The sequence below is a fragment of the Cryobacterium sp. TMT1-2-1 genome (assembly GCF_004403955.1).
GTDB lineage: Bacteria > Actinomycetota > Actinomycetes > Actinomycetales > Microbacteriaceae > Cryobacterium > Cryobacterium psychrotolerans.
On sequence record NZ_SOHC01000069.1, the window covers coordinates 1 to 24,283 of the forward strand.

Consider the following 24,283-nt stretch of genomic DNA (forward strand, 5'->3'; position numbering starts at 1 on the left):
GCTGCAGCGCCTCTTCGACGCGTATCTCTCGCCCAAGTCCGCCCCGGTCGCGTTCCTCACCCCGGAGCAGGCGCAGGAAGAACTCGAACGGTCGGTGCTTGAACGGTCGGTGCTGGAACGGTCGGTGCTTGAGCGCGACGATCGCACCTTCGACCAGCGGCGGCACGACGTGCTCGCTGTCATCCTCGACGTCGCGGCGCGCAGCGCCGAGGCCCCCACCATCGGAGGCGCCGCCCCCACCGTTCTCGTCACCGTCCGGCAGAAAGACCTTCTTCAGGAGCAGGGAGTGGGCTGGATCGACGGCATCGAGACGCCGCTCTCAATGCGGGCCGTGAAGCAGAAGGTCTGCACCGGCGGCATCCAGCCCGTCGTCTTCGGCGACGAAAACGCGATCTGCTCGCTCGGTGTGCCCGACCGTTGCTTCAATCGGGAGCAACGCCGGGCGATCTCCGCCCGGGACGGTGGCTGCATCATCCCCGGCTGTCAGATCCCGGCCAGCTGGAGCGAGATCCACCACGTCATCCCGGATGCTTGGGGCGGCGACACCCACACCGATAACGGGGTGCTTCTCTGTTGGTTCCATCACAGAACGATCGAGACCTCCGGCTGGAAGATCCGCATGCTCCGAGGCGTTCCCCAGCTCAAGGCACCCCCCTGGCTCGACCCCGGCGGCGGCAAATGGCGCTACGTCACCACCTCCCGCACAAGGATCGCGGACGCACTCGATCTCCGCCTGGACCAATCGGACTAGGTGCCAGTCGGACTAGGTGCCAGTCGGACTGAGTGCCAGCCGGACCAGGTGCCAGCTGGACTTGGTGCTAGCCGGACCAGATGCTAACCGGACCAGGTGCCAGCCGGACCAGGTATCAGCGATCCGGCGAAACCCTCAGCACGATCTTGCCGCGAGTGTGTCCTTGCTCGAGCAGCCGGTGCGCCTCCGGACCCTCGGCGAGGTCGAACACTCGGTCGACATGCACGCGCACGGCTCCCTCGTCGATCAGCTGGGTGATCAGCTCCAGGGTGCGCGCGTCGGCGGCGACCTTGTATCCGGTGGCGCGGATGCCTGCGGCCGCGGCCTCGGCCATCATCGTCGGCCAGCTCCCGGTCGGCGCATTCACCAGAAGGCCGCCCGGCCGCAGCACCGCGAGCGACCTGCTGCCGGTCTGGTCGTGCACATTGCCGACCAGGTCGATCACGGAGTCGAGACCGGACAGCACCTCGTCGAAGCGCTGGTTCGTGTAGTCGACGACTTCGTCCGCGCCGAGTTCCCGCAGGAATTCAAGGCTCCTGGCCGAACCGGTCGCGATCACGTGGGCACCGAAGGCCTTGGCGAACTGCACCGCGAAGTGTCCCACGCCGCCGCTGCCGGCGTGGATGAGCATCCGTTGCCCCGGAGCGGCGGCAGCAACGTCGACGACCATGCCCCAGGCCGTGAGCGCGGCGAGCGGCACGGCCGCGGCTTCGATGTGGCTCAGGCGGGCGGGCTTCCGCGCGACGCTCATGCTCGACACGGGCACGTACTCGGCGTAGGTTCCCGGGGTGCGGGGCACCCGTGCCATCCCGTAGACCTCGTCGCCGGGCTGCAGGGGGAACGACTCGTAGGGCGCGCGCACGACCACGCCGCTGAAGTCGTTGCCGAGAATCGTCGGGTAGGCGGCGATGGCGGCCGAAGCGCCCTTCCCGGCCCTGGTCTTGGCATCGATCGGGTTGATCCCGGCCGCGATGACGCGCACGATGAGCTCGTCGCTGACCGCGATCGCCATCGGCACCTCCGCGAGGCGCAGTTCGTCGGGGTCGCCGGTTCGGTCGATCACGAGGGCGCGCATGGATGTAGGCAGGTCGGTGGCATGTCCCATGCCCCCAGTCTGCTCCATGGAGGGTGCCGGCGCCCTACCGAGCGGCCTGGCGGTTGAGCACGTCGATCAGGTCGTTGGCGAAGCCGACCAGGATGGCGATCTGGTCCTCGTCGCGTTCGATCCAGCGGCACTCCGGCTCCGCGCTGACGGGCACGAAGTCCAGGTGCTGCTCCCAGACGAGGAGCGTGCGTTCGGCGCCGAGCACGTACTGCTGCCACCAGACCTGGCGGAGGTACGAGCGCGGGATGCTCCGCCAGGGCTTGCTCGTCGTCTTGATCTCCGCAAGCTGAAGTGAGCCGTCGGACGAGTGCCCCACGCCGTCCGGCGTTGCGAGGTGCCGGGTCTGGCCGGCCGCATGGAAGAGGTTCGTGCTGGGTTCGATCCCGTGGTTGCGCAGCACCCAGGCGGCGATCTCCGGTTCCCGGGCACGTCCGTGGTCGGTGAAGGTGTTGCCGCTGAAGCCGGTGCCGTGGGTCTTGTCCCTGGCCGCGTTCCGCACGGATGCCGGGGTCGCCAGCTTGGCGGCATCCGTCGCCGTGATGCCCTGGCTGCGTGCCCGCAGCCAAGCGACCCGGTCGGTCGAGTCGGCCACGATTCGGGACAGGTGAGGGGCGATGCGGGGCCCCCGGGGTGACGGCGGCTCGGCCTCGTCGAAGAGGGAGAGCACCTGGACCGTCACCCCCCTATTCTGCACGCTCTCCGCTCACAGCGTGGGCGCGGGGCGCTCAAAGCTGATTCATAGAAAACTCTGGATACTAAGAGGATCATGACCACGCCCGCGAAGAACCCGTCCCATGGCCCGCGCCTGACCAAAGCCGACGGCAGCCCGATCCGGGTTCTCGTGGTCGACGACGAACCGATGCTGACCGACCTGCTCTCGATGGCGCTGCGCTACGAGGGCTGGGAGGTGCGCACCGCCGGAGAAGGGCGTCAGGCCCTGACCATCGCGCGGGAGTTCCGGCCCGACGCCATCGTGCTCGACATCATGCTGCCCGATATCGACGGACTGCAGGTGCTGCAGCGGGTGCGGGCCGACGGCCACGAGACGCCCGTGCTGTTCCTGACCGCGAAGGACGCCCTCTCCGACCGCATCGCCGGCCTCACCGCCGGGGGCGATGACTACGTCACCAAGCCGTTCAGCCTCGAGGAGGTGGTGGCCCGCCTGCGCGGGCTGATCCGCCGGTCCACCCTCTCCGTGACCGACTCCAGCGACCCGCGGATCACCGTCGGCGACCTCACCCTCGACGAGGACAGCTACGAGGTCTTCCGCGCGGGTGAGCCGGTGGAACTGACCGCCACCGAGTTCGAGCTGCTGCGCTTCCTCATGCGCAACCCCCGGCGCGTGCTGAGCAAGGCGCAGATCCTCGACCGGGTGTGGAGCTACGACTTCGGCGGTCGGTCATCCGTGGTCGAAATCTACATTTCCTACCTGCGTAAGAAGATCGACGCCGGCCGAGAGCCCATGATCCACACCGTCCGCGGCGCCGGCTACATGCTGAAGACCGCCTGATGGCGACGCGCAAGCCGCGCACGCCCTGGACACTGCGCCGGAGGCTCGTCCTGGCCGTCGTCGGCCTCCTGGCGCTGGTGAGCCTGGCCATTGGGCTGGCGAGCGTCGCGATCCTGCGAGCCTCCCTGCTCGACGGCCTCGATGGGCGCCTCGCATCCGCCGCCGACCGGTCGAGCGCTGTCCTCGGCAGCGACGGGGACGGCGACGAAGACCACCCGCGGCCCACGCCCTCGGCCGAGGTCATCCTGAACGGTCCGGCCCAACCGCCAGGGACGCTCGCCCTGGTCTTCGACGGCAACACGATCACGGCCGGCTACACCAACGACGAGAGCGGCGAAATCGAGTCGCTGACCGCCGAGCAGATCAAGCTCCTCGGTGAGAACCTCGACCAGTCGGCGCCGGTCACCATCGACCTCGGGGGAGGACTCGGGGACTATCGGGTCGTCGCGCAGACGAGCAGGACGGGCACGCTGTACATCCTCGGCTACCCGCTGTCCACGGTGAACGGCACGGCCGCCCAGTTGGCCGTGATCATCGGCGTGGTCTCGCTCATCGGCCTGCTCGTCGTCGCCGTCGTGGCGGCCTGGATCGTGCGGCTGGCGCTTCGCCCGCTCGACCGGGTGACCGACACCGCCGCGCGGGTGGCCGAACTGCCGCTCGACCGGGGTGCCGTCGACCTCGTCGACCGGGTGCCGGCCGCCGACACCGACCCGCGCACCGAGGTCGGCCGCGTGGGATCCGCGCTCAACCGGATGCTCGACCACGTCGACCTCGCCCTGGAAACGCGCCACGCCAGCGAGAGCAAGGTGCGCCAGTTCGTCGCGGATGCCAGCCACGAACTGCGCACGCCGCTGGCCTCCATCCGCGGCTACGCCGAGCTCACCCGCCGGAGCGGTCAGGAACTCCCGCCCGACGCCATCCGCTCGCTGGACCGGATCGAGTCCGAGTCCATCCGGATGTCCGGCCTGGTCGAAGACCTGCTGCTGCTGGCCCGCCTCGACGAGGGCCGCGAGCTCGAACGCGAGCCGGTTGACCTCACGCGCATGCTCGTCGACGCGGTCAGTGACGCGCACGCGGCCGGGCCCGAGCACAGCTGGAATCTCGACCTGCCGGAGGAGCCGATCGAGGTGACCGGGGACGCGAGCCGGCTGCACCAGGTGTTGGCCAACCTCCTGGCCAACGCCCGCGTGCACACGCCGCCGGGCACGAGCGTCACGACCGCGCTCGCCGCGGAGGGCGACCGCGCCGTCGTGACGGTGACGGATGACGGCCCCGGCATTCCCGAGAACCTGCGGTCGACCCTCTTCGAGCGGTTCGCCCGCGGCGACAGCTCACGCTTCCGGGGGACCGGCAGCACCGGTCTGGGGCTGGCCATCGCCCGGGCCGTCGTCACCGCGCACAGCGGCGAGATCACCGTCGAGAGCCGCGAGGGGTTCACCCGGTTCCGGGTGACGCTTCCCCTCGACCAGACGCAGGTCGGCAACCCCGATCTGCGGACCTCGGGCGCCTCGCATCACAACTGAGTTGCGGACAAACACCCTTCCCCGGGCCAGGGAAGGTACATTCTCCGCAACTCAACCCCTGGCGCACGCGGCCTTGGCTAGCGCGGCGCGGTACTACTGCGCGTCGGGCGCGTTCAGCCGGGCGATCAGCGCGGCGAACTGCCGGAGGTCCGCTTCGGGCCAGGTGCCCAGCCGCCGGTTCACCACGGCGATCTTGCCGGCGCGCAGCTCGGCCAGCTTCTGCTCCGCGGCGGGCGTCAGAGCGAGGAACCGGGCCCGGCCGTCGCTGGGGTCCGCCTGGATCTCGAGCAGGCCCAGCTCCTGGAGCTGAGCCGCCTGCCGGCTGACGACGCTGCGGTCAACGGTGAGGGCCTCGGCGACGGCGCTGGCATGGGTCGGGCCGCTGCGCGAAAGCAGACGCAGCAGCTTCAGCCCGAACGGCTGCAGGGCCGGGTCGATGCTCAGCGCGGCATCCCGGATACTCCTCCGGATGAGGCCGGCGAGGATGTTCATCTGCTCCTCGACCTCCGCGAGTGCCTCGGCCGTGGTCATTTCACGACTTCGATCGACCCGGTCGGGTGCGCCTCACCGACCGGGGGCAGGGCTGCGGCCGCGGCGCTCACCTCGATCAGGATGTCTTCCGCGTCTTCGATCTCGCGCTGGTGCACGGATCCTTCGGTCTGTGCGAGTTCAATCGCGTTCTTGCGCCCGAGCGGAAGGTTGGGCAGGAGCGCGACCATGATCAGGGTGACCACGGCCAGCGGGGCCCCGAGCAGGAAGACGGTGCCGACGCCCGAGCCGTACGAGGATTCGACGAGCACGCGGATGGCGTCCGGAAGCTCCGACACGTGGGGGATCGCCCCGCTGCCGAGGGCCTTGCCCGCGGCGACCTGGTCGGCGGGGCTGAGCGAGCCGATGCCGTCCGTGATCGTCGAGGCGACCGTGCTGCCGAGCACCGAGCCGAGCACCGAGATGCCGATCGTGCCGCCGATGCTGCGGAAGAACGTCACGGCGCTGGTGGCCACGCCGAGGTTCTTCACCTCGATGGCGTTCTGCACGACCAGGACGAGGTTCTGCATGAGCATCCCGAGGCCGGCGCCGAGGACGAACATGTACATTCCGACGAGCACGAGGTTCGTGTCGTACTGAAGCGTGCCGAGAAGCAGCAGGCCGGCGATGACGAGCACGCTCCCCCAGACCAGGATCGCCTTCCATTTGCCGGTGCGGCTGACCATGCTTCCGAAGACGGTCGACGAGATGAGCAGGCCGCCCATCATCGGGATGGTCAGCAGGCCCGACTGGGTGGGGGTCGCGCCGCGCGCAAGCTGCATGTACTGGCTCAGGAACACCGAGGTGCCGAACATGGCGACGCCCACCGACAGGCTGGCCACGGTGGCCAGGGTGAAGGTGCGGTCCTTGAACAGGTCGAGCGGGATGATCGGCTCCTTCGCCCTGAACTCCACGAACACGGCGGCGATCAGCAGGGCAGCCGCGCCGGCCACCATGACGAAGGACTGGGCGGATGCCCACTCGAACTGGTTGCCGGCCTGGGTCACCCAGATCAGGAGCAGGGAGACCCCGGCCGCGATGAGCACGGCGCCGAGGTAATCGATGCGGGCGACGCGCCTGGGCCGCTTGGGCAGGTGCAGCGTCATCTGCAGCAGGATGATGGCGATCATGGCGATCGGCAGCGCGATGAAGAAGTTCCAGCGCCAGCCGAACGCATCCGTCACAACGCCGCCGAGCAGCGGGCCGCCGACGGTGCCGAGGGCCATCACGCCGCCGAACAGGCCCGCGTACTTGCCGCGGTCCCGGGGGCTGATGATGTCGGCCATGATGATCTGGCTGAGCGCCGCGAGGCCGCCGGCGCCGAGGCCCTGCAGCACGCGGAATCCGATCAGTGTGTTGGTGTCCTGCGAGAAACCGGCCAGGGCCGACCCGATCACGAAGATCGCCAGCGCGAGCTGGATGAGCAGCTTGCGGTTGAACAGGTCGGCGAATTTACCCCAGATGGGCGTGCTGACGGCAGTGGCGAGGAGCGTCCCGGTGACGACCCAGGTGTACGCGGACTGGTCGCCCCCCAGATCCGCGATGATGAGCGGCAGTGACGTGGCCACGACCGTGCCGGCCAGGATCGCGACGAACATGCCGAGCAGGAGGCCGGAGAGGGCCTCCAGAATCTGGCGCTGGGTCATGGTTCCGTCGGTGGTGACGGGGTGCGTGGGGGCCCGGCGGACCTTCTGCGTTCTGGGTGACATCTTGCTCCTGCTGATAATTGACAAGAGTCAACCATAACCATGTAGTGGACCTGTGTCAACTACATGGCCGGGTCGGCGGCGGCGCCCCGAACGGCATCCGCTCGCCCGGCCCGCGTATGCTGTAGGCCGTTCTATTTAGCCGGAGGAAGCCCCTGTGACGAACTACCCCCGCCTGGTGGCATTCGACCTGGATGACACTCTGGCCCCGTCGAAATCACCGCTCGACCCGCGCATGGCCGCGCTGATGCTGCGCCTGCTCGACGTGGCGGAGGTCTGCGTGATCTCCGGCGGGCAGCTCGCGCAGTTCCGGATGCAGGTCGTCGACACCCTCGAGGGTGCCACCGCCTCCCAGCTCGAACGACTGCACCTCATGCCCACCTGCGGCACGCAGTACTACCGCTTCTCGGACGGCGTCCTGGCGCAGGTCTACGCGCAGAGCCTCTTCGCTGACGAGAAGAAGAACCGGCTGCGCGCGGCCGTGCAGGCCCTGTTGCCCGACCTCGAGGTGCGCTCCGGCGGGTCGACGTCCGTCGACATCACTCGGCGCGGCATCGACAAGGCCTACGGGATGACGCAACTCGCCGAGCTGACCGGCGTGCCCCTGGATGACATGCTCTTCGTCGGTGACCGGCTCGACCCGGACGGAAACGACTACCCGGTGAAGGCGCTCGGCGTCGCATGCCACTCGGTCCGCGACTGGCAGGACACCGCGGGATACCTCGAGACGCTCATTCCCACCCTCCTGGCAACACCCGCCCGGGCCGGAGCCTGAGCCGGAGCGGCGGCGGGGTGCCGATTTGCACCCGGGCCGCCGCATCCGGTAGCGTGGGCAACAGCCAAAGACCGCCGGTTATTGCCTTGCCCAGAGATGGACAGAGCAATCGAAGGTTCATTCACGTGAACGGCCCGCGCAGGAATCGAAGTAGAAGTGCAGTGAAAGCTGCTCCCGCTCCGGCCTTGCGCTGGAGCTTTTTTCATGTCTGCGCCCCGGGCTACCGGCACATGAAAACTAAGAGGAGCGCCATGGCGAACAAGGAAGCAACGGTCGCCGAGCTTACGGAGAAATTCGAGAGCTCGACCGCCGTTCTGCTCACCGAGTACCGCGGTCTCACTGTTGCGAAGCTCAAGGAGCTGCGCACGTCCATCAGTGAGGACGCCACGTACGCCGTGGTAAAGAACACGCTGACCAAGATTGCGGCCAACAAGGCCGGCATCTCGTCGTTCGACGACGAGCTTGTCGGTCCGTCCGCAATCGCATTCGTGCACGGAGACCCTGTCGCCGTCGCGAAGACCCTGCGTGCCTTTACCAAGGCAAACCCTCTCCTGGTGGTTAAGGGCGGTTACTTCGACGGTAACCCGCTGACCGCCGCAGAGGTAGGCAAGCTCGCCGACCTCGAGTCCCGTGAGGTGCTGCTGGCCAAGCTGGCCGGCGCCTTCAAGGCCTCGCTGTTCGGAGCCGCATATCTGTTCAACGCACCGCTGTCGAAGGCTGTTCGCACCATCGACGCGCTGCGTGAGAAGCAGGAGTCCGCGAACTAGGCATCGGCCTGGCATCGCGGTGAGTAACTAAGAAACTATAAGGAGAAAATCATGGCAAAGCTTTCCACTGAAGAACTGCTTGAGCAGTTCAAGGGCCTGACCCTCATCGAACTCTCCGAGTTCGTCAAGGCGTTCGAGGAGACCTTCGAGGTCACCGCCGCTGCTCCGGTCGCCGTTGCCGGCGCTGCCGGTCCCGCCGCCGCTGCTGAAGAGGTCGAAGAGCAGACCGCTTTCGACGTCATCCTTGACGCCGTCGGCGACAAGAAGATCCAGGTCATCAAGGTTGTGCGCGAGCTCACCGCCCTGGGCCTCGGCGAGGCCAAGGCAGTCGTCGACGGCGCTCCGAAGGCCGTCCTCGAAGGCGTCTCGAAGGAAGCAGCCGAAAAGGGCAAGGCTGCCCTCGAGGCTGCCGGCGCCACCGTCATCCTCAAGTAGTCACGCCCCGCAAGGGGTACTGATTGAGGCGTGACCGGCGTTAGCCGTGTGAACGCCGAGGGCGTCACATCCGTATGGATGCGGCGCCCTCGCTTCGTTAACCGGTGCCGGCCCTTCGGGGGAATCGGGCGCTGATCGGGCGATCCCCTGCCCCCGCTCGAGGGTATCGATTTGGCATCCACTCGCCGCAGGCCTTGCCGCGCTCGCGCGCCGCCTCTAGGTTGGTGGGCGAAAGGCTTGCCATGCGTTCGGCAGATCCTTGAGGCCACGTGGAAGCGCTTTCTTATACTCAACGAGGAGGAATCGCATGAGCGTGAAGAATCATCCCCGACTCATCATCCCGACCGCCGCTCTCGCCGCCATCGGGCTCGCCCTGACCGGCTGCACGGGCGACACCGCCGGGGGAGACAAGGCGAACACCGAGTGTGCCGACTACGACGCCTACGGGACGTTCGACTCCGGCACGGAGGTCAACATCTACGGCACGATCCTCGAGGTTGAGGCCGACCGCCTGCAGGCGTCCTGGAAGGACTTCGAAACCTGCACCGGCATCGACGTCGTGTACGAGGGCAGCGCCGAGTTCGAGGAGCAGATCAACGTTCGGGTCCAGGGCGGGAAACCGCCGGACCTCGGGATCACGCCCCAGCCCGGACTCGTGGCCGACCTGGCCCGGTCAGGCGCGCTGTTGCCGGCGCCGAAGGCCGTCGCGGACAACGTAAAGGAGTTCTGGTCCGAGGACTGGGCCGGTTACGGCACGGTCGACGGGGAACTCGTCGGTTCGCCGCTGATGGCGAGCGTCAAGGGCTACGTCTGGTACTCGCCCTCCACGTTCAAGGACAACGGCTGGGAGGTTCCCACCACCCTCGACGAGCTCAGCGCCCTCACCGACAAGATCGCCAAGACCGAGACCAAGCCGTGGTGCGTCGGCTTCGCCTCAGGAGTCGCAACGGGCTGGCCCGGAACGGACTGGGTGGAGGACATGGTGCTTCGCCTGTCTGGACCCGAGGTGTACGACCAGTGGGTCACCCACGAGATCCCGTTCAACGACCCGGCCATCGCCGAGGCCTTCGACGAGGTCGGTGGCTTCATCAAGGACGAAGCCAACGTGAACGGCGGCCTCGGCGCGATCAACTCGATCGCGACAACGGAGTTCGGTGACGCCGGGCTGCCCGTGCTCGAGGGAACGTGCGCCCTGCACCACCAGGCCACCTTCTACGAGGGCTTCTGGCCCGATGGAACAGAGGTCGCACCGGATGGTGACGTGTGGGCGTTCATCCTCCCCGGAACCGAGGCGGACGCGAACGCGGTCACCGGCGGTGGCGAGATCGTCGCAGCCTTCAGCGACTCGAAGGAGACCGTCGCGGTGCAGACCTACCTGTCGAGCGACACCTGGGCGAACAACCGGGTGAAGCTGGGCGGCGTGATCAGCGCCAACAAGGGCCTCGACCCGGACAACGCGAGCAGTGAGCTGCTCTCGACCAGCGTCGAGATCCTGCAGAACCCGGACACGACGTTCCGCTTCGACGCGTCGGACCTCATGCCAGGCGCCGTGGGTGCCGGATCGTTCTGGAAGGGAATGGTCGACTGGATCGGCGGCAAGAGCACCGCCGCGACCCTCGACTTCATCGAGGGAACCTGGCCCAAGTAGCAGCCCGGACCTCGGGGGCCGTGCGGCATCCGCCACGCGGCCCCCGAGGGCAACTCGCGTGACAGCACTCAATGGGGAGACGGATTTCTCGTGACCACAACCGATCTCATCGGCAAGATCATCCAGGTCCTCGTGGGCCTCGCCGCCTTCGCGGCGGTCCTCGGGCTCGTCCTGTTCTTCATCGACCGGGCGCCCAAGAAGGGCCGGGACGTCATCCAGCTGGTCGCGTTCCTGCTGCCGGCCATGATCCTGGTCGCCATCGGGCTGGTCTACCCGGCGATCCGAACGACCATCACCGCCTTCGGCGACAAGTCAGGCAACTTCATCGGCCTGGACAACTTCGTCTGGATGTTCACCCAGCCCGAGGCGCTGATCACCCTCCGCAACACCGTCATCTGGGTGATTCTCGTCCCGCTGGTGTCCACGATCGTCGGGCTCGCCTACGCCGTCTTCATCGACAAGTCGCGGGGGGAGAGGATCTACAAGGTCCTCGTCTTCATGCCGCTGGCCATTTCGTTCGTCGGCGCCGGCATCATCTGGAAGTTCGTCTACGAATACCGTCCGGCCGAGCGGGACCAGATCGGCCTGCTCAACCAGTTCCTCGTCTGGTTCGGCCAGGAGCCCGTGCTCTGGCTGCAGACGGAGCCGGTCAACACCCTGCTGCTCATCGTGGTGCTGATCTGGGTGGAGACCGGGTTCGCCATGGTCGTGCTGTCGGCCTCGATCAAGGGCGTCCCGGTCGAGCAGGTCGAGGCTGCGGAACTCGACGGGACGAACGCGTGGCAGCGCTTCCGCAACGTGACGCTGCCCAGCATCCGCGGCGGCCTCGTCGTCGTTGTGACGACCATCACCATCGCCACGCTGAAGGTCTTCGACATTGTGCGGACGATGACCGGCGGCAACTTCAACACCAGCGTGGTCGCCAACGAGATGTACACGCAGGCGTTCCGCGCGGTCCAGCCGGGCCGTGGCGCCGCGCTGGCCCTCATCCTGTTCGTGATGGTCCTGCCGATTGTGATCTACAACGTTCGCGTCATGCGTCAGCAGAAGGAGATCCGATGAGCGACAACGTGGTCGACCTGCCTCTTCCCGGCGCCGCCAAGCCCCGGGACACCACCTTCGAGGTCGCCGCCGCCGACCTCACCAAGGCCGGCCGGGTCAAGCGACGCCTCACCTCCCGGACCGCGACCATCGCCTCCCTGGTGATCGCCGTCATCTGGACGATCCCCACCTTCGGTCTCCTGCTGTCCTCGTTCCGGCCGGAGGAGCTGATCCGGACGACGGGATGGTGGACGATCTTCCAGAATCCCGGTTTCACCCTCGACAACTACCGGGACGTGCTGTTCTCCTCGAGTTCGTCGGCGCCGCAGCTGGGCAGTTACTTCGTCAACTCCCTGGCGATCAGCATCCCGGCCACGATCTTCCCGCTGGTGCTCGCCTCGATGGCCGCGTACGCCTTCGCGTGGATCAAGTTCAAGTGGAGCGGCGCGCTCTTCGTGTTCATCTTCGCGCTGCAGATCGTGCCGATCCAGATGGCGCTGATCCCGCTGCTTCAGATGTTCACCACGGCGCTCCAGCCGATGCAGGACCAGATTCACGCCGTCATCCCGATCATCCCGGAAGACACCTACCTGCAGGTCTGGGTCGCGCACACGATCTTCGCCCTGCCGCTGGCCATCTTCCTGCTGCACAACTTCATCTCGGATATTCCCTCGGAAGTGATCGAGGCTGCCAAGGTCGACGGGGCGAGCCACAGCCAGTTGTTCTTCCAGATCGTGCTGCCGCTGGCCCTGCCGGCCATTGCCTCCTTCGCGATCTTCCAGTTCCTCTGGGTCTGGAACGACCTGCTCGTGGCGCTCGTCTTCTCCGGCGGCACGGCGGATGTCGCGCCGCTGACCCAGCGATTGGCCGAGCTCAGTGGAAACCGAGGCCAGGACTGGCAACGCCTGACGGCTGGGGCATTCGTGTCTCTCGTGGTGCCGCTGATCGTGTTCTTCAGCCTGCAGCGATACTTCGTCCGCGGCCTGCTCGCGGGGTCGACCAAGGGGTAGCTCCCCGGCGGGGGAATGGCGGGTCGGCCATCGCGCTTAGGGTAAGCGTATGAGTGGAATGCACGGCGGCGGCAGGTCGCGCTCCCGCGTGAGCGGCGGGGATGTGGCGGCCCAGCGCGCCGAGAATGCCGAGGCTCCGCGCATCCCGAATCTGCTCCGGCGGATACTCGGACTGTTCGCGCCGCACCGCCCGGCCCTCATCGTCACGATCGTGCTCGTGCTCATCGGCGCCGCGATGTCGGTGCTCCCGCCGCTGCTCACCCAGCGCGCCTTCGATGAGGGGCTCTTCCCTCAGGACGGCCCGCCGGACCTCGAGCGGCTGGCCTTCCTCGTCGGGCTGATGATCGCTGTCTACCTCGGCAGCGTGCTGCTCGGCGTCTGGCAGACCTGGCTGACGTCCACCGTCGGCAACACCGTGATGGGCGCCCTCCGGGTGCGCCTGTTCACCCATCTTCAGGCGATGGAACTCAGCTTCTTCACGAAGACCAAGACCGGCGTCATCCAGTCGCGCCTGCAGAACGACGTCGGCGGCGTGGCCGGCGTGCTCACCAACACGATCTCCAGCGTGCTCGGCAACATCGTCACCGTGATCGCCGCGTTCGTGGCCATGCTGCTGCTCAACTGGCAGCTGACGATCGTCGCCGTCATCCTGATGCCCATCCTCGTGATCGCGCAGCGCCGGGTGGGCCAGGTGCGTGCCCGGATCGCCTCGAAGACGCAGGAATCGCTCTCCGACATGACCGCGATCACCCAGGAGACCCTGAGCGTCTCCGGCATCCTGCTCTCGAAGAGCTTCACCCGGCAGCAGACGGAGATCAGGCGCTACGCCGACGAGAACGACAACCAGATCCGGCTGCAAATCAGCCAGCAGATGAGCGGCCAGTGGTTCTTCGCGATGGTCAGCCTGTTCCTCTCCAGCATCCCGGTCATCGTGTACCTCGTGGCCGGCGCGCTCATGGTCAACGGCCAGACGGACGTCACCCCCGGCACGATCGTCGCCTTCACGACCGTGCAGGCCCGGCTCCTGTTCCCGCTCCTCGGGCTGATGCGGGTCGCGCTCGACCTGCAGACCTCGAGCGCGCTGTTCGCCCGGATCTTCCAGTACCTTGACCTGGTTCCGGCGATCAGCGACGCACCGGCGGCGGCGGCCGTGCCGGCCGAGGGCCCGGATGTCGGCCGGGTCGAGTTCGACCGGGTCACCTTCCGCTACCCGGATGCCGCCGCCGACTCCCGCCCCACCCTCGACGACGTCTCCCTCACGATCGAGCCCGGCGAGTTCGCGGCCTTCGTCGGACCGTCCGGGGCCGGCAAGACCACCGTCTCCTATCTCATCCCGCGGTTCTACGAGGTCGCGGCCGGGCGAGTGCTGTTCTCCGGCGTCGACGTGCGGGAACTGGAACAGAAGTCGCTCGTCTCCCACATCGGCATCGTCAGCCAGGAGACCTACCTCTTCCACGCGACAATCGCCGAGAACCTGCGCTACGCGAAGCCCGACGCGACACCTGAAGAGCTCGAGACGGCCGCGCGGGCCGCGAACATCCACGACACGATCGCATCCTTTCCCGACACCTACGACACGGTGGTGGGTGAGCGCGGCTACCGCCTGTCCGGCGGCGAGAAGCAGCGGATCGCGATCGCGCGGGTGCTGCTCAAGAACCCGGAAGTGCTCATCCTCGACGAGGCGACGAGCGCCCTGGACTCCATCTCGGAGCGCGTCGTGCAGGAGGCGCTCGACACCGCCAGCCGCGGGCGCACCACCATCGCCATCGCGCACCGCCTCTCGACCATCGTCACCGCCGACGTCATCTTCGTCGTCGACGGGGGCCGGATTGTCGAACGCGGCAGGCACGCCGAGCTGCTCGCGGCGAACGGCGTGTACGCCCGCCTCTACTCGGAGCAGATCACCGACTGACGCTCTCTCCATGCCAGCGCTCCGAGCGGGTTGAGTTGCGGAAAAAGTACCTTCAAAGTCGCCACGAAGGTACTTTTTCCGCAACTCAACCAGGGTGGCGCGCGGGAGCCCGGCTAGGCGCGGGCGGCGAGCATGCTCGTCATGAGCTCGATCTCGGAGTTCTGGCTGGTGACCACGGCCTGCGCGAACGACCGCACCGGCCCGTTGTCGCTGCGGTCGAGCACACCCTCGGCCATCTCGACCGCCCCCTGGTGGTGAGCGATCATCAGGGTCAGGAAGATCCGTTCGGCCTGCGTCCCGGATGCCGCGGTCAGCTCGGCAACCTGGGCGTCGGTGGCCAGCCCCGGCATGGCCTGGCCCTCGCCCGCCGCCGCCGAATGACCGTGCTCCTCGCCGGAGCGGCCCGCGCGGGTCATCCACATCATCGCCGGCTCGCGGCCGGCCTGGGGCAGGCCCCACTGGGTGAGCCAGCCGAAGAGCTGGCCGGACTGCTGCGCCTGGGTCGCGGCGATGTCGTAGGCGAGCAGGCGCACAGCCGGGTCATCCGTGCGGTCGCGCACGACCAGCGCCAGCTGGACGCCCTGGTTGTGGTGCACCTGCATATCGCGGGCGAATCCGGCCTCCGCGCTGGTGCCGGAGGGCGGGGCGTCGGCGAGCGTGCTCAGCCGGCCGAGCGAGAACGAGGCGATCCCGACGACGGCGGCGATCGCGACGACGGCGAGGATCACGGCAACGCGTGCGGGAAGACCCGGGATCCGAGGCACCGGAGTCGGCCTAGGAGACCTTGCCGGGGGCATCGATTCCCCCGGTGCACGGTGCTCCGATCTCCGGGGCGAGGCCGCCCTGCCAGTACTCCTCGAAGAACGCGGGGATGCGCTTGTCCGAGGCCGAGTCGAGCTGCAGCTGTGCATTCCAGCCGCTGAGCACGATCGGCGAGGGCAGGTCGTCAGCGGGGGAGAGCACGACGAAGGTGGAGGGCACCTGCAGCCGGAGCGACTCGAGCTCGGCCTTGCTGATCGTGGGGTCGTAGGTCACCCAGATCGCGCCGTGCTCGAGCGCGTGCACCGCATTCTCGTTGGGGACCGGCTCCGTGTAGACGCCGCAGTTCAACCAGGTCGCGCTGTGCTCTCCGCCGGTGGGCGGGGTCTCCGGGTAGTCAACCGGCGTTTCCACGTGCCCGGCGGGATTCTTGAACGTCTCCACGCCCTCGATCGAGGCGCCCTCGCTGCCTGGCTTGTACGTCGCATCCGGGGCCTTCTGCGGAGTCATGACCACGGACAGGACCACGATCGTGATGACCGCGAGGGCCGCGGCGATTCCGGCGATGAGCCAGATCCGGCGCCGGCGGGCGCTCCGCTTCTGCTGCCGGTGGTACTCCTCGAGCTTCTTCGCACGCTGCGCGGCACGCTGCTGCTTGACGCTCGCGGCGCTGGCGTTCGGCGGCGTGGCGGACGGTGGTGCAGGGGTCACGATGGGCCTCTCTCGGTGGACTTCAATTCTATCCGAACGCATCCGCTCGCCCTCTGGGCTGCCTTCGGGGTCTCTCACAGCCACTTCACAGTCTGGTGGCTGCCTTCGGCCGTCAAGAGAACGTCAATAGAATGGGACCGTGTTCGACTGGGCGTCGTGCCCGTGTTGCCCCCCCCCCCCCCTGGCCTGGATGCCCGGCGTTGCCCCACGACGAAGGGTCCCATGAAAATCGCAGACACCATCCTTGACCTGATCGGCAACACCCCGCTGGTGAAGCTGCACAAGGTCACGGACGGCATTGCCGCCACGGTGCTCGTCAAGCTCGAATACCTGAACCCCGGGGGCTCCTCCAAGGACCGCATCGCGGTGCGCATCATTGATGCGGCCGAGCGCGACGGGCGCTTGTTGCCGGGCGGAACGATCGTCGAACCCACGTCCGGCAACACCGGCGTCGGCCTCGCCCTCGTCGCCCAGCAGCGCGGCTACAGGTGCGTCTTCGTGCTGCCGGACAAGGTCGGCGAGGACAAACGCAATGTGCTCACGGCCTACGGCGCCGAGATCGTCGTCACGCCGACATCCGTCGCCCCCGACCACCCCGACTCCTACTACAGCGTCTCCGACCGGCTCGCGCGGGAGATCCCCGGTGCGTTCAAGCCCAACCAGTACGCCAACCCGAACGGCCCGCTCAGCCACTACGAGACCACCGGCCCTGAGATCTGGCGCGACACCGACGGCACGGTGACCCATTTCGTCGCCGGCGTCGGCACCGGCGGCACCATCACCGGAACCGGGCGTTACCTGCGCGAGGTGTCGGATGACCGCGTGCGGATCATCGGCGCCGACCCGGAGGGCTCCGTCTACTCCGGCGGCACCGGCCGGCCGTACCTCGTCGAGGGCGTCGGCGAGGACTTCTGGCCGGCGGCCTACGATCCCACCGTCGTGCACGAGGTCATCGCCGTGTCCGACGCCGACTCCTTCGCCATGACCCGCAGGCTCGCCCTCGAAGAGGGCATCCTGGTCGGCGGGTCGAGCGGCATGGCCGTCGTCGCCGCGCTGCGGGCAGCGAAATCCCTCACCGCAGACGACGTTGTCGTCGTGCTCCTGCCCGACGGCGGCCGCGGCTACCTGGGCAAGATCTTCAACGACGGCTGGATGCGCAGCTACGGTTTCAGCAACGCGCGGGCCGGGCACACCGTCGCCAACCTGCTCACCTCTAAGGCGGGCACGCCCGCGTTCGTCTACGTGCGCCCGAGCGACACCGTGCACGACGCGATCCAGGCGATGACCTCGTCCAGCGTCTCCCAGCTGCTGGTGCTGGCCACCAAGCCCCCGGTCGTCATGGGCGAAGTCGTCGGTGCGCTGGACGAGCGGCGCCTGATGGACCTCGTCTTCTCCGGTGAAGCCAAACTCACCGACAAGGTCAGTGCGGTCGTGGGCGATCCGCTGCCCCTGATCGGCGTCCAGGAGCCGGTCGCGGCCGCTCGGGCCGCGTTCGCGCACAACGACGCACTGCTCGTCACCGACGGCGGCAAACCGCTGGGCGTCATCACCCGCCACGATCTGCTCACCTACCTGAGCGCTTAGACAGAGAGAAGAATCCCCATGGCCAGGAAGCACAAATTCGACACCGTCGCCATCCACGCCGGGCAGGCGTTCGACCCGACGACAGGCGCGGTCATCCCGCCGATCTACCAGACCTCGACCTTCGTACAGGAGAGCATCGGCGAACTCCGCGGCGGCTATGAATACAGCCGCGGCGGAAACCCCACCCGCACCGCGCTGGAGACCCTGCTCGCAGCCCTCGAGGGCGGCAAGCACGGACTCTCCTTCGCCAGCGGCCTCGCCGCGGAAGACACCCTGTTGCGGGCGATCCTCTCACCCGGCGACCACATCGTGCTCGGCAACGACGTCTACGGCGGCACGCACCGGCTGATCGAGCGCGTGCACGGTCCGTGGGGCGTGCGCAACACCACCGTGGAAATGTCCGACCTGCGCGCGGTCGAGCAGGCGATCATCCCGGGGGAGACCAGGGTGCTCTGGGTCGAGACGCCCAGCAACCCGCTGATGAAGATCAGCGACATCGCCGAGCTGGCCGACATCGGCCATCGCGCCGGTCTCGTCGTCGTCGTCGACAACACGTTCGCCTCGCCCGCCCTGCAGCACCCGCTGGCGCACGGCGCGGATGTCGTCGTGCACTCGACGACGAAGTACCTGGGCGGCCACTCCGATGTGCTCGGCGGCGCGCTCATCATCAACGACGACGAGCTGGCCGAGAAGGCCAGGTTCCTGCAGTTCGCGGCCGGCCCGGTCTCCGCCCCGCTCGACGCCTGGCTCACCATCCGCGGAATCAAGACGCTGTCCGTGCGGATGGACCGCCACTGCAGCAACGCGCAGGCGATCGCCGAACACCTGGACAGGCATCCCGCGATCAGCGCCGTCTACTACCCCGGCCTGCCCGGCCACCCCGGCCACGAACTGGCCAAACAGCAGATGAGCGGCTTCGGCGGGATGATCTCGATCGCCTTCGCCGGCGGCGCGAAGGCGGCGCGCAAGTTCGCCGAGTCGATGACGCTGTTCCAGCTGGCCGAGTCCCTCGGCGGCGTGGAGTCGCTCGTGAACTACCCGTCCGAGATGACGCATGCCTCGGTACGCGGCACAGCCCTCGAGGTGCCCGACAACGTCGTGCGACTGTCCGTCGGTATCGAGGACATCGCCGACCTGATCGACGACCTGGACCGCGCCCTGCCCCGCAAATAGCGGCTCTGCCAGGAAGGCGCCGTCGGCCCGGCGGCCGGCGCGCCTCGGGGAGCATATGCCCGCGGCGGCATCCGACGAATTCGCCGCGCTGTCGGCGGAATAATTCATGTGACCGTCACATTCGCCGTGCATAATTGACGTGCGCTCACAGTTGTGACCGTGCACATGCGAGCAAGGTATCTCCGTGACCGTCGAATTGCCCAAGGGGCGTGCGCCCAGCATCCGGGATGTCGCGCGCCTCTCCGGTGTCTCGCACCAGACCGTCTCGCGCGTGCTCAACAACCATCCGAGCATCAAAGCGTCCACAAAGGCGCGTGTGCTGCAGGTGATGGAGGAGCTCCAGTACCGGCCGAACCGTGCCGCACGCGCGCTGTCCCGGGGGCGGTCGCGCACGATCGGCATCCTGTCGGCGTCGAGCGATCAGTACGGCCCCGCCAGCAGCATCGCCGCGATCCAGAACGCGGCCCGGGAAGCCGGGTACTACGTCAACACCGCCAATCTCGCCTCGGGTGACCGGGCGTCGATCGAGGAGGCACTGAACCACCTGATGCTCCAGGCCGTGGAGGGGATCGTGGTCATCGCGCCCCAGGTGCGGGTCTTCGACGTGCTCGCGCAGCTGTCGATCGACGTTCCGTATGTGACGCTGCAGTCCACCGGGCGGCTGGACGACCATGCCCTCTCGGTCGACCAGATCGCCGGAGCGCGGCTCGCCACCCGCCATCTGATCGACCTCGGCCATCGCAACATCTACCACCTGGCCGGCCCGCAGGACTGGATCGAGGCCGAGGCGCGGATGCGCGGATTCCTCGACGAGATGGGAGCCAGGGACGTGCCCACCACCGCGCCGATCCTCGGCGACTGGACCGCCGACTTCGGCTACCACGCCGGCCGGGAGTTATTGCGGGTGCGCGACTTCACGGCGATCTTCTCGTCGAACGACCAAATGGCCCTGGGCCTGATTCACGCGGCCCGGGAGGCCGGCCTGGACGTGCCGGGGGACCTGAGCGTCGTCGGCTTCGATGACATTCCCGAGGCGGCGCATTTCTGGCCGCCCCTCACCACGGTGCGTCAGGATTTCCCGGAACTGGGCCGGCGCTGCATCGCCCTGCTCCTCCGCAGTCTCGGCGGCGAAGCCGAGGGCTACCCCGGCACCATCGTGCCGGAGCTCATCGTGCGCGCCTCCACCGCGCCGCCGTCGTTCTAGCCAACCGAATTCGAACGCGCAACAGGTGCCCGCCCGCCTCACCGTGAGGGCGTTACCAAAACGAGATGTTTCGGGGTTGACAGGCAAATCATGGTGTCGGCTAAAGTGACAAGATCAAATGTGACCGTTCACATTGGACCGCAACATTGCCGCATCAGCGGCACCTCAGACAAGGGAGTCGATTCGTGAGCACGACCGTCGCGCAGCCAGACGCTGTTTCGTCAGCACGCGAAGAGTCGCACAGCGACGAGTCGTACGTCCTGGGGGTCGACTACGGAACTCTGTCCGGGCGCGCGGTCGTGGTGCGGGTCTCCGACGGAGCCGAACTGGGCTCCGCCACGCTCGATTATGCGCACGCGGTCATGGACACGACCCTCGCCGCCACGGGCGCCGCGCTCCCGCCCGAGTGGGCGCTGCAGGTGCCCCAGGACTACGTCGACGTGCTCAAGACCGCCGTGCCCGCCGCGGTGGCCAACGCCGGAATCGACCCCGCCCGGGTCATCGGCATCGGCACCGACTTCACCGCCTGCACCATGGTGCCGGTGCTCGCCGACGGCACCCCGCTCTGCGAGCTGCCGGAGTACGCCGGCCGTCCGCACGCCTACGTCAAGCTGTGGAAGCACCACTCGGCGCAGTCGCAGGCCGACCGGATCAACGACCTCGCGGCCCTGCGCGGCGAGGGCTGGCTGCCGCGCTACGGCGGCCTCATCTCCAGCGAGTGGGAATTCGCCAAGGGCCTCGAGCTCCTCGAAGAAGATCCCGAGCTGTACAACCGGATGGACCACTGGGTCGAAGCCGCCGACTGGATCGTCTGGCAGCTGACCGGCACCTACGTGCGCAACGCCTGCACCGCCGGCTACAAGGGCATCCTGCAGGACGGCGCCTACCCCAGCGAGGACTTCCTCGGCGCGCTGAACCCGGACTTCGCCCGGTTCGCCAACGACAAGGTCGCGCATGAGGTCGGCCAGCTCGGCGATGCCGCCGGCACGCTCTCGGCGGAGGCGGCCGCCTGGACGGGGCTGCCGGCGGGAATTGCCGTCGCGGTCGGCAACGTCGACGCGCACGTCACCGGCCCGGCCGCGCAGGCCGTCGAACCCGGCCAGATGGTCGCCATCATGGGCACGTCGACCTGCCACGTCATGAACTCCGACCACCTCACCGAGGTGCCCGGCATGTGCGGCGTCGTCGACGGCGGCATCGTCTCGGGCCTCTACGGCTACGAGGCCGGTCAGTCCGGCGTGGGCGACATCTTCGCCTGGTACGTGGGCAACCAGGTCCCGGCCCGGTACTTCACCGAAGCCGCGGCAGCGGGCCTGAGCGTGCACCAGTACCTCACCGAACTGATCAAGGACCAGCCCATCGGCGGCCACGGCCTGGTCGCCCTCGACTGGCACAGCGGCAACCGTTCGGTGCTCGTCGACCACGAACTCTCCGGCCTGGTCATCGGCACGACGCTGACCACGCGGACCGAGGAAATCTACCGGGCCCTGCTCGAGGCCACCGCGTTCGGCACCCGCGTGATCGTCGAGACCTTCAACGCGAGCGCCGTGCCCGTGACCGAGTTCATCGTCGCCGGCGGGCTGCTGAAGAACGCGTTCCTGATGCAGACCTACAGCGACATCCTGCGCCTGCCGATCTCGACCATCGCCAGCGAACAGGGCCCCGCGCTCGGCTCGGCAATCCACGCCGCCGCCGCGGCCGGTGCGTACCCGGATGTGCGCGCCGCCGGCCAGGCGATGGGCAAGCTCAACAAGAACGTCTACACCCCGAACGAAGAATCCTCCCTGGCCTACGACAAGCTGTTCGCCGAATACTCGCTGCTGCACGACTACTTCGGGCGCGGCACGAACAACGTCATGCACCGGCTCAAGGCGCTCAAGCGCGAGGCCGCCACGACGGCGGAGGCATCGGTATGAGCACCTACGGCCCGCAGATCGAGGTGGCGATCGCCCGCGTGCGCGCGGACGTCGCCCGCCTGCACTCCGAACTCACCCGCTACGGGCTGGTCGTCTCGACCGGCGGCAACGTCTCCGGTCGCGTGCCGGGCGCAGACCTGTTCGTGATCAAGCCGAGCGGCGTCGACTACGCCGATCTCGCGCCCGAGAACATGATCCTCTGCGGCCTGGATGGAGTCGTCATCCCGGACACTCCCGGCGCCGAACGATCGCCATCCAGCGACACCGCCGCGCACGCATACGTCTACCGGAATATGGCGGATGTCGGTGGTGTCGTGCACACGCACTCCACCTACGCGACCGCCTGGGCCGCCCGCGGCGAGTCGATCCCGTGCGTGATCACGGCCATGGCCGACGAGTTCGGCGGGGACATCCCGGTGGGCCCGTTCGCGATCATCGGCGACGACTCGATCGGCCGCGGGATCGTCGGAATCCTCACCGGCCACCGCTCCCGCGCGGTCCTGATGCAGAACCACGGCCCGTTCACGATCGGCAAGGACGCCAGGGACGCCGTCAAGGCCGCCGTGATGGTCGAGGATGTCGCCCGCACGGTGCACATCGCCCGCCAGGCCGGGGAACTCATCCCGCTCCCGCAGGCCGCCATCGACACCCTCTTCGACCGATACCAGAACGTCTACGGACAAGCACCGCAGGGAGCGATTCTCTAATGCCAGAACTCTCCACCACCCTGGACCACTACGAGGTCTGGTTCCTCACCGGCAGCCAGAACCTCTACGGCGAGGAGACCCTGCGCCAGGTGGCCGATCAGTCCCAGGCCATCGCCGCAGCCCTCGGCGCGAGCAGTGACATCCCGGTGAAGGTCGTCTGGAAGCCCGTGCTCAAGGACTCCGAGTCGATCCGCCGCGCCGCGCTCGACGCCAACGCGTCCGACCACGTCATCGGGCTCATCGCCTGGATGCACACCTTCTCGCCCGCGAAGATGTGGATCGCCGGGCTCGACGCCCTGCGGAAGCCGCTGCTGCACCTGCACACGCAGGCCAACGTCGAGCTGCCGTGGGCGGAGATCGACTTCGACTTCATGAACCTGAACCAGGCCGCGCACGGCGACCGCGAGTTCGGCTACATCCAGACCCGGCTGGGTGTCGCGCGCAAGACCGTGGTCGGCCACGTGTCCAACCCGGTCGTCAGCGCGAGCATCGGCACCTGGACCCGCGCGGCCGCCGGCTGGGCGGCATCCCGCACGATGAAGCTTGCCCGGTTCGGCGACAACATGCGCTACGTCGCGGTCACCGAGGGCGACAAAACCGAGGCCGAACTGCGGTTCGGCGTGCAGGTGAACACCTGGCCGGTCAACGAGCTTGCCGAGGCCGTGCACTCCGCCTCCGACGCCGACATCGACGCCCTCGTCGCCGAGTACGAGGACCTCTACGACGTCGTCCCCGAGCTCCGCAGCGGCGGCGGCCGGCACGACTCCCTGCGCTACGGCGCCGCGATCGAACTGGGCCTCAAGTCCTTCCTCGAGGCCGGCGGATTCAGCGCCTTCACCACGAACTTTGAAGACCTCGGCGCCCTCCGCCAGCTGCCCGGCCTGGCCGTGCAGCGCCTGATGGCGCAGGGCTACGGGTTCGGTGCGGAAGGCGACTGGAAGACCGCCATTCTCGTGCGCGTCGCCAACGTGATGGGCTCCGGCCTGCCCGGCGGCGCCAGCCTGATGGAGGACTACACCTACGACCTCACCCCGGATTCCGAGCTCATCCTCGGCGCACACATGCTCGAGGTCAGCCCGTCGCTGACCACCTCGCGGGCCAGCCTGGAGATCCACCCGCTCGGCATCGGCGGCAAGGAGGACCCGGTCCGCCTGGTCTTCAACGCCGACCCGGGACCCGCCGTGGTCGTGGCCATGTCCGACATGCGCGACCGGTTCCGGCTCGTGGCCAACGTCGTCGAGGTCGTCGAACCGACCGAGGCGCTGCCGAACCTCCCGGTCGGCCGTGCGGTCTGGCGCCCGGAGCCCGACTTCCAGACATCCGCCGCCGCCTGGCTCACCGCCGGCGCGGCCCACCACACCGTCATGTCGACCGCCGTCGGCATCGAGGTGTTCCACGATTTCGCCGAGATCGCTCGCACCGAGCTTCTCGTGATCGATAAAGCCACCACCCTGCGCGATTTCACGCGCGAGGTGCGTTGGAACCAGGCCTACTACCGACTGGCACAAGGCCTGTAAT

At 68.0% G+C, this 24,283-nt stretch carries 22 protein-coding genes; 16 read left to right on the forward strand and 6 right to left on the reverse strand.

The features are described from left to right. Positions 1–751 (forward strand): HNH endonuclease signature motif containing protein (locus E3T33_RS12540; protein WP_166784489.1); only part of this gene is annotated, 751 nt, incomplete at its 5' end. 115 nt (positions 752–866) lie between these two features. On the opposite strand, the gene E3T33_RS12545 is transcribed toward E3T33_RS12540, so the two are convergent. Beyond that, the gene (locus E3T33_RS12545; protein WP_241982939.1) at positions 867–1,856 is read right to left on the reverse strand and encodes an NADP-dependent oxidoreductase; all 990 of its coding nucleotides are present in this window, start codon (positions 1,854–1,856) and stop codon (positions 867–869) included. Positions 1,857–1,890: 34 nt separating this feature from the next. Then, a complete protein-coding gene (locus E3T33_RS12550; RefSeq protein WP_241982942.1) occupies positions 1,891–2,472 on the reverse strand; it encodes a YqaJ viral recombinase family protein in 582 nt (193 codons plus the stop codon). Between the two features lie 150 nt (positions 2,473–2,622). Between E3T33_RS12550 and E3T33_RS12555 the strand changes: the two genes are divergently transcribed. Together E3T33_RS12555 and E3T33_RS12560 are read left to right on the forward strand one after the other, a co-directional pair. Then, on the forward strand, positions 2,623–3,366 hold the full coding sequence (locus tag E3T33_RS12555; protein ID WP_092324602.1) for a response regulator transcription factor: 744 nt from the start codon (positions 2,623–2,625) through the stop codon (positions 3,364–3,366). Continuing rightward, positions 3,366–4,889 carry an ATP-binding protein gene (locus tag E3T33_RS12560; RefSeq protein ID WP_092324604.1) on the forward strand — a complete coding sequence of 508 codons (1,524 nt, stop codon included), beginning with the start codon at positions 3,366–3,368 and terminating at the stop codon, positions 4,887–4,889. The genes E3T33_RS12555 and E3T33_RS12560 overlap by 1 nt, the downstream gene beginning before the upstream one ends. Before the next feature lie 93 nt (positions 4,890–4,982). Here the strand turns inward: E3T33_RS12560 and E3T33_RS12565 are convergent, their stop codons facing one another. Beyond that, the gene (locus E3T33_RS12565) at positions 4,983–5,420 is read right to left on the reverse strand and encodes a MarR family transcriptional regulator (RefSeq protein WP_092324605.1); all 438 of its coding nucleotides are present in this window, start codon (positions 5,418–5,420) and stop codon (positions 4,983–4,985) included. Further along, entirely contained in the window at positions 5,417–7,063 is a 1,647-nt protein-coding gene (locus E3T33_RS12570) for an MDR family MFS transporter (protein WP_092324658.1), read from the reverse strand. Before E3T33_RS12570 ends, E3T33_RS12565 begins: the two co-directional genes overlap by 4 nt. A 217-nt stretch (positions 7,064–7,280) precedes the next feature. Here E3T33_RS12570 and E3T33_RS12575 point away from each other — a divergent pair, with 217 nt between their 5' ends. The 7 genes from E3T33_RS12575 to E3T33_RS12605 all read left to right on the forward strand — a co-directional run bounded on the left by E3T33_RS12575 (position 7,281) and on the right by E3T33_RS12605 (position 14,711). Next, positions 7,281–7,898: an HAD hydrolase family protein gene (locus E3T33_RS12575; protein WP_241982940.1), complete on the forward strand. Its 618-nt coding sequence runs from the start codon at positions 7,281–7,283 to the stop codon at positions 7,896–7,898. A 251-nt stretch (positions 7,899–8,149) separates the two neighbouring features. After that, positions 8,150–8,665 carry a 50S ribosomal protein L10 gene (gene rplJ / locus E3T33_RS12580; RefSeq protein WP_092324607.1) on the forward strand — a complete coding sequence of 172 codons (516 nt, stop codon included), beginning with the start codon at positions 8,150–8,152 and terminating at the stop codon, positions 8,663–8,665. Between the two features lie 51 nt (positions 8,666–8,716). Then, a complete protein-coding gene (gene rplL / locus E3T33_RS12585) occupies positions 8,717–9,100 on the forward strand; it encodes a 50S ribosomal protein L7/L12 (protein ID WP_092324608.1) in 384 nt (127 codons plus the stop codon). 307 nt (positions 9,101–9,407) lie between these two features. Beyond that, a complete protein-coding gene (locus E3T33_RS12590) occupies positions 9,408–10,748 on the forward strand; it encodes an ABC transporter substrate-binding protein (RefSeq protein WP_092324610.1) in 1,341 nt (446 codons plus the stop codon). 90 nt (positions 10,749–10,838) lie between these two features. Further along, positions 10,839–11,810, forward strand: coding sequence for a sugar ABC transporter permease (locus E3T33_RS12595; protein WP_092324611.1), 972 nt, complete (start codon positions 10,839–10,841; stop codon positions 11,808–11,810). After that, positions 11,807–12,799: a carbohydrate ABC transporter permease gene (locus tag E3T33_RS12600; RefSeq protein WP_092324613.1), complete on the forward strand. Its 993-nt coding sequence runs from the start codon at positions 11,807–11,809 to the stop codon at positions 12,797–12,799. The genes E3T33_RS12595 and E3T33_RS12600 overlap by 4 nt, the downstream gene beginning before the upstream one ends. Positions 12,800–12,848: 49 nt before the next feature. Continuing rightward, positions 12,849–14,711 (forward strand): ABC transporter ATP-binding protein, encoded by a 1,863-nt coding sequence (locus E3T33_RS12605; protein WP_134575446.1) that lies wholly within the window; start codon positions 12,849–12,851, stop codon positions 14,709–14,711. A gap of 113 nt (positions 14,712–14,824) precedes the next feature. Here E3T33_RS12605 and E3T33_RS12610 read toward each other — a convergent pair whose 3' ends face one another. Both E3T33_RS12610 and E3T33_RS12615 read right to left on the reverse strand, forming a co-directional pair. After that, entirely contained in the window at positions 14,825–15,475 is a 651-nt protein-coding gene (locus E3T33_RS12610) for a DUF305 domain-containing protein (RefSeq protein ID WP_241976999.1), read from the reverse strand. A 10-nt stretch (positions 15,476–15,485) separates the two neighbouring features. Further along, complete coding sequence (locus E3T33_RS12615; RefSeq protein ID WP_241982941.1) at positions 15,486–16,181, reverse strand: DUF3105 domain-containing protein; 696 nt, start codon at positions 16,179–16,181, stop codon at positions 15,486–15,488. Positions 16,182–16,403: 222 nt separating this feature from the next. Here E3T33_RS12615 and E3T33_RS12620 point away from each other — a divergent pair, with 222 nt between their 5' ends. The 6 genes from E3T33_RS12620 (at position 16,404) to araA (ending at position 24,282) form a co-directional block, all read left to right on the forward strand. Beyond that, positions 16,404–17,765: a cystathionine beta-synthase gene (locus tag E3T33_RS12620; RefSeq protein ID WP_134575448.1), complete on the forward strand. Its 1,362-nt coding sequence runs from the start codon at positions 16,404–16,406 to the stop codon at positions 17,763–17,765. Between the two features lie 18 nt (positions 17,766–17,783). Beyond that, positions 17,784–18,938, forward strand: a complete 1,155-nt coding sequence (locus tag E3T33_RS12625) for a cystathionine gamma-synthase (protein ID WP_134575450.1) — start codon at positions 17,784–17,786, stop codon at positions 18,936–18,938. A gap of 184 nt (positions 18,939–19,122) precedes the next feature. Continuing rightward, on the forward strand, positions 19,123–20,142 hold the full coding sequence (locus E3T33_RS12630) for a LacI family DNA-binding transcriptional regulator (protein ID WP_092324622.1): 1,020 nt from the start codon (positions 19,123–19,125) through the stop codon (positions 20,140–20,142). A 260-nt stretch (positions 20,143–20,402) separates the two neighbouring features. Next, positions 20,403–22,058, forward strand: coding sequence for a ribulokinase (gene araB / locus E3T33_RS12635; RefSeq protein WP_241982943.1), 1,656 nt, complete (start codon positions 20,403–20,405; stop codon positions 22,056–22,058). Next, positions 22,055–22,765, forward strand: a complete 711-nt coding sequence (locus tag E3T33_RS12640) for an L-ribulose-5-phosphate 4-epimerase (protein ID WP_092324625.1) — start codon at positions 22,055–22,057, stop codon at positions 22,763–22,765. The genes araB and E3T33_RS12640 overlap by 4 nt, the downstream gene beginning before the upstream one ends. Then, positions 22,765–24,282 carry an L-arabinose isomerase gene (gene araA, locus E3T33_RS12645; protein ID WP_092324626.1) on the forward strand — a complete coding sequence of 506 codons (1,518 nt, stop codon included), beginning with the start codon at positions 22,765–22,767 and terminating at the stop codon, positions 24,280–24,282. Before E3T33_RS12640 ends, araA begins: the two co-directional genes overlap by 1 nt. Position 24,283 lies beyond the last annotated feature (1 nt).

Bases quoted from the DNA above. Each gene is read 5' to 3' on its own strand.
- E3T33_RS12545 (WP_241982939.1), bottom strand. From the start codon at position 1,856: ATGGGACATGCCACCGACCTGCCTACATCCATGCGCGCCCTCGTGATC.
- E3T33_RS12555 (WP_092324602.1), top strand. From the start codon at position 2,623: ATGACCACGCCCGCGAAGAACCCGTCCCATGGCCCGCGCCTGACCAAA.
- E3T33_RS12560 (WP_092324604.1), top strand. From the start codon at position 3,366: ATGGCGACGCGCAAGCCGCGCACGCCCTGGACACTGCGCCGGAGGCTC.
- E3T33_RS12565 (WP_092324605.1), bottom strand. From the start codon at position 5,420: ATGACCACGGCCGAGGCACTCGCGGAGGTCGAGGAGCAGATGAACATC.
- E3T33_RS12570 (WP_092324658.1), bottom strand. From the start codon at position 7,063: ATGACCCAGCGCCAGATTCTGGAGGCCCTCTCCGGCCTCCTGCTCGGC.
- rplJ (WP_092324607.1), top strand. From the start codon at position 8,150: ATGGCGAACAAGGAAGCAACGGTCGCCGAGCTTACGGAGAAATTCGAG.
- rplL (WP_092324608.1), top strand. From the start codon at position 8,717: ATGGCAAAGCTTTCCACTGAAGAACTGCTTGAGCAGTTCAAGGGCCTG.
- E3T33_RS12590 (WP_092324610.1), top strand. From the start codon at position 9,408: ATGAGCGTGAAGAATCATCCCCGACTCATCATCCCGACCGCCGCTCTC.
- E3T33_RS12600 (WP_092324613.1), top strand. From the start codon at position 11,807: ATGAGCGACAACGTGGTCGACCTGCCTCTTCCCGGCGCCGCCAAGCCC.
- E3T33_RS12605 (WP_134575446.1), top strand. From the start codon at position 12,849: ATGAGTGGAATGCACGGCGGCGGCAGGTCGCGCTCCCGCGTGAGCGGC.
- E3T33_RS12620 (WP_134575448.1), top strand. From the start codon at position 16,404: ATGAAAATCGCAGACACCATCCTTGACCTGATCGGCAACACCCCGCTG.
- E3T33_RS12625 (WP_134575450.1), top strand. From the start codon at position 17,784: ATGGCCAGGAAGCACAAATTCGACACCGTCGCCATCCACGCCGGGCAG.
- E3T33_RS12640 (WP_092324625.1), top strand. From the start codon at position 22,055: ATGAGCACCTACGGCCCGCAGATCGAGGTGGCGATCGCCCGCGTGCGC.
- araA (WP_092324626.1), top strand. From the start codon at position 22,765: ATGCCAGAACTCTCCACCACCCTGGACCACTACGAGGTCTGGTTCCTC.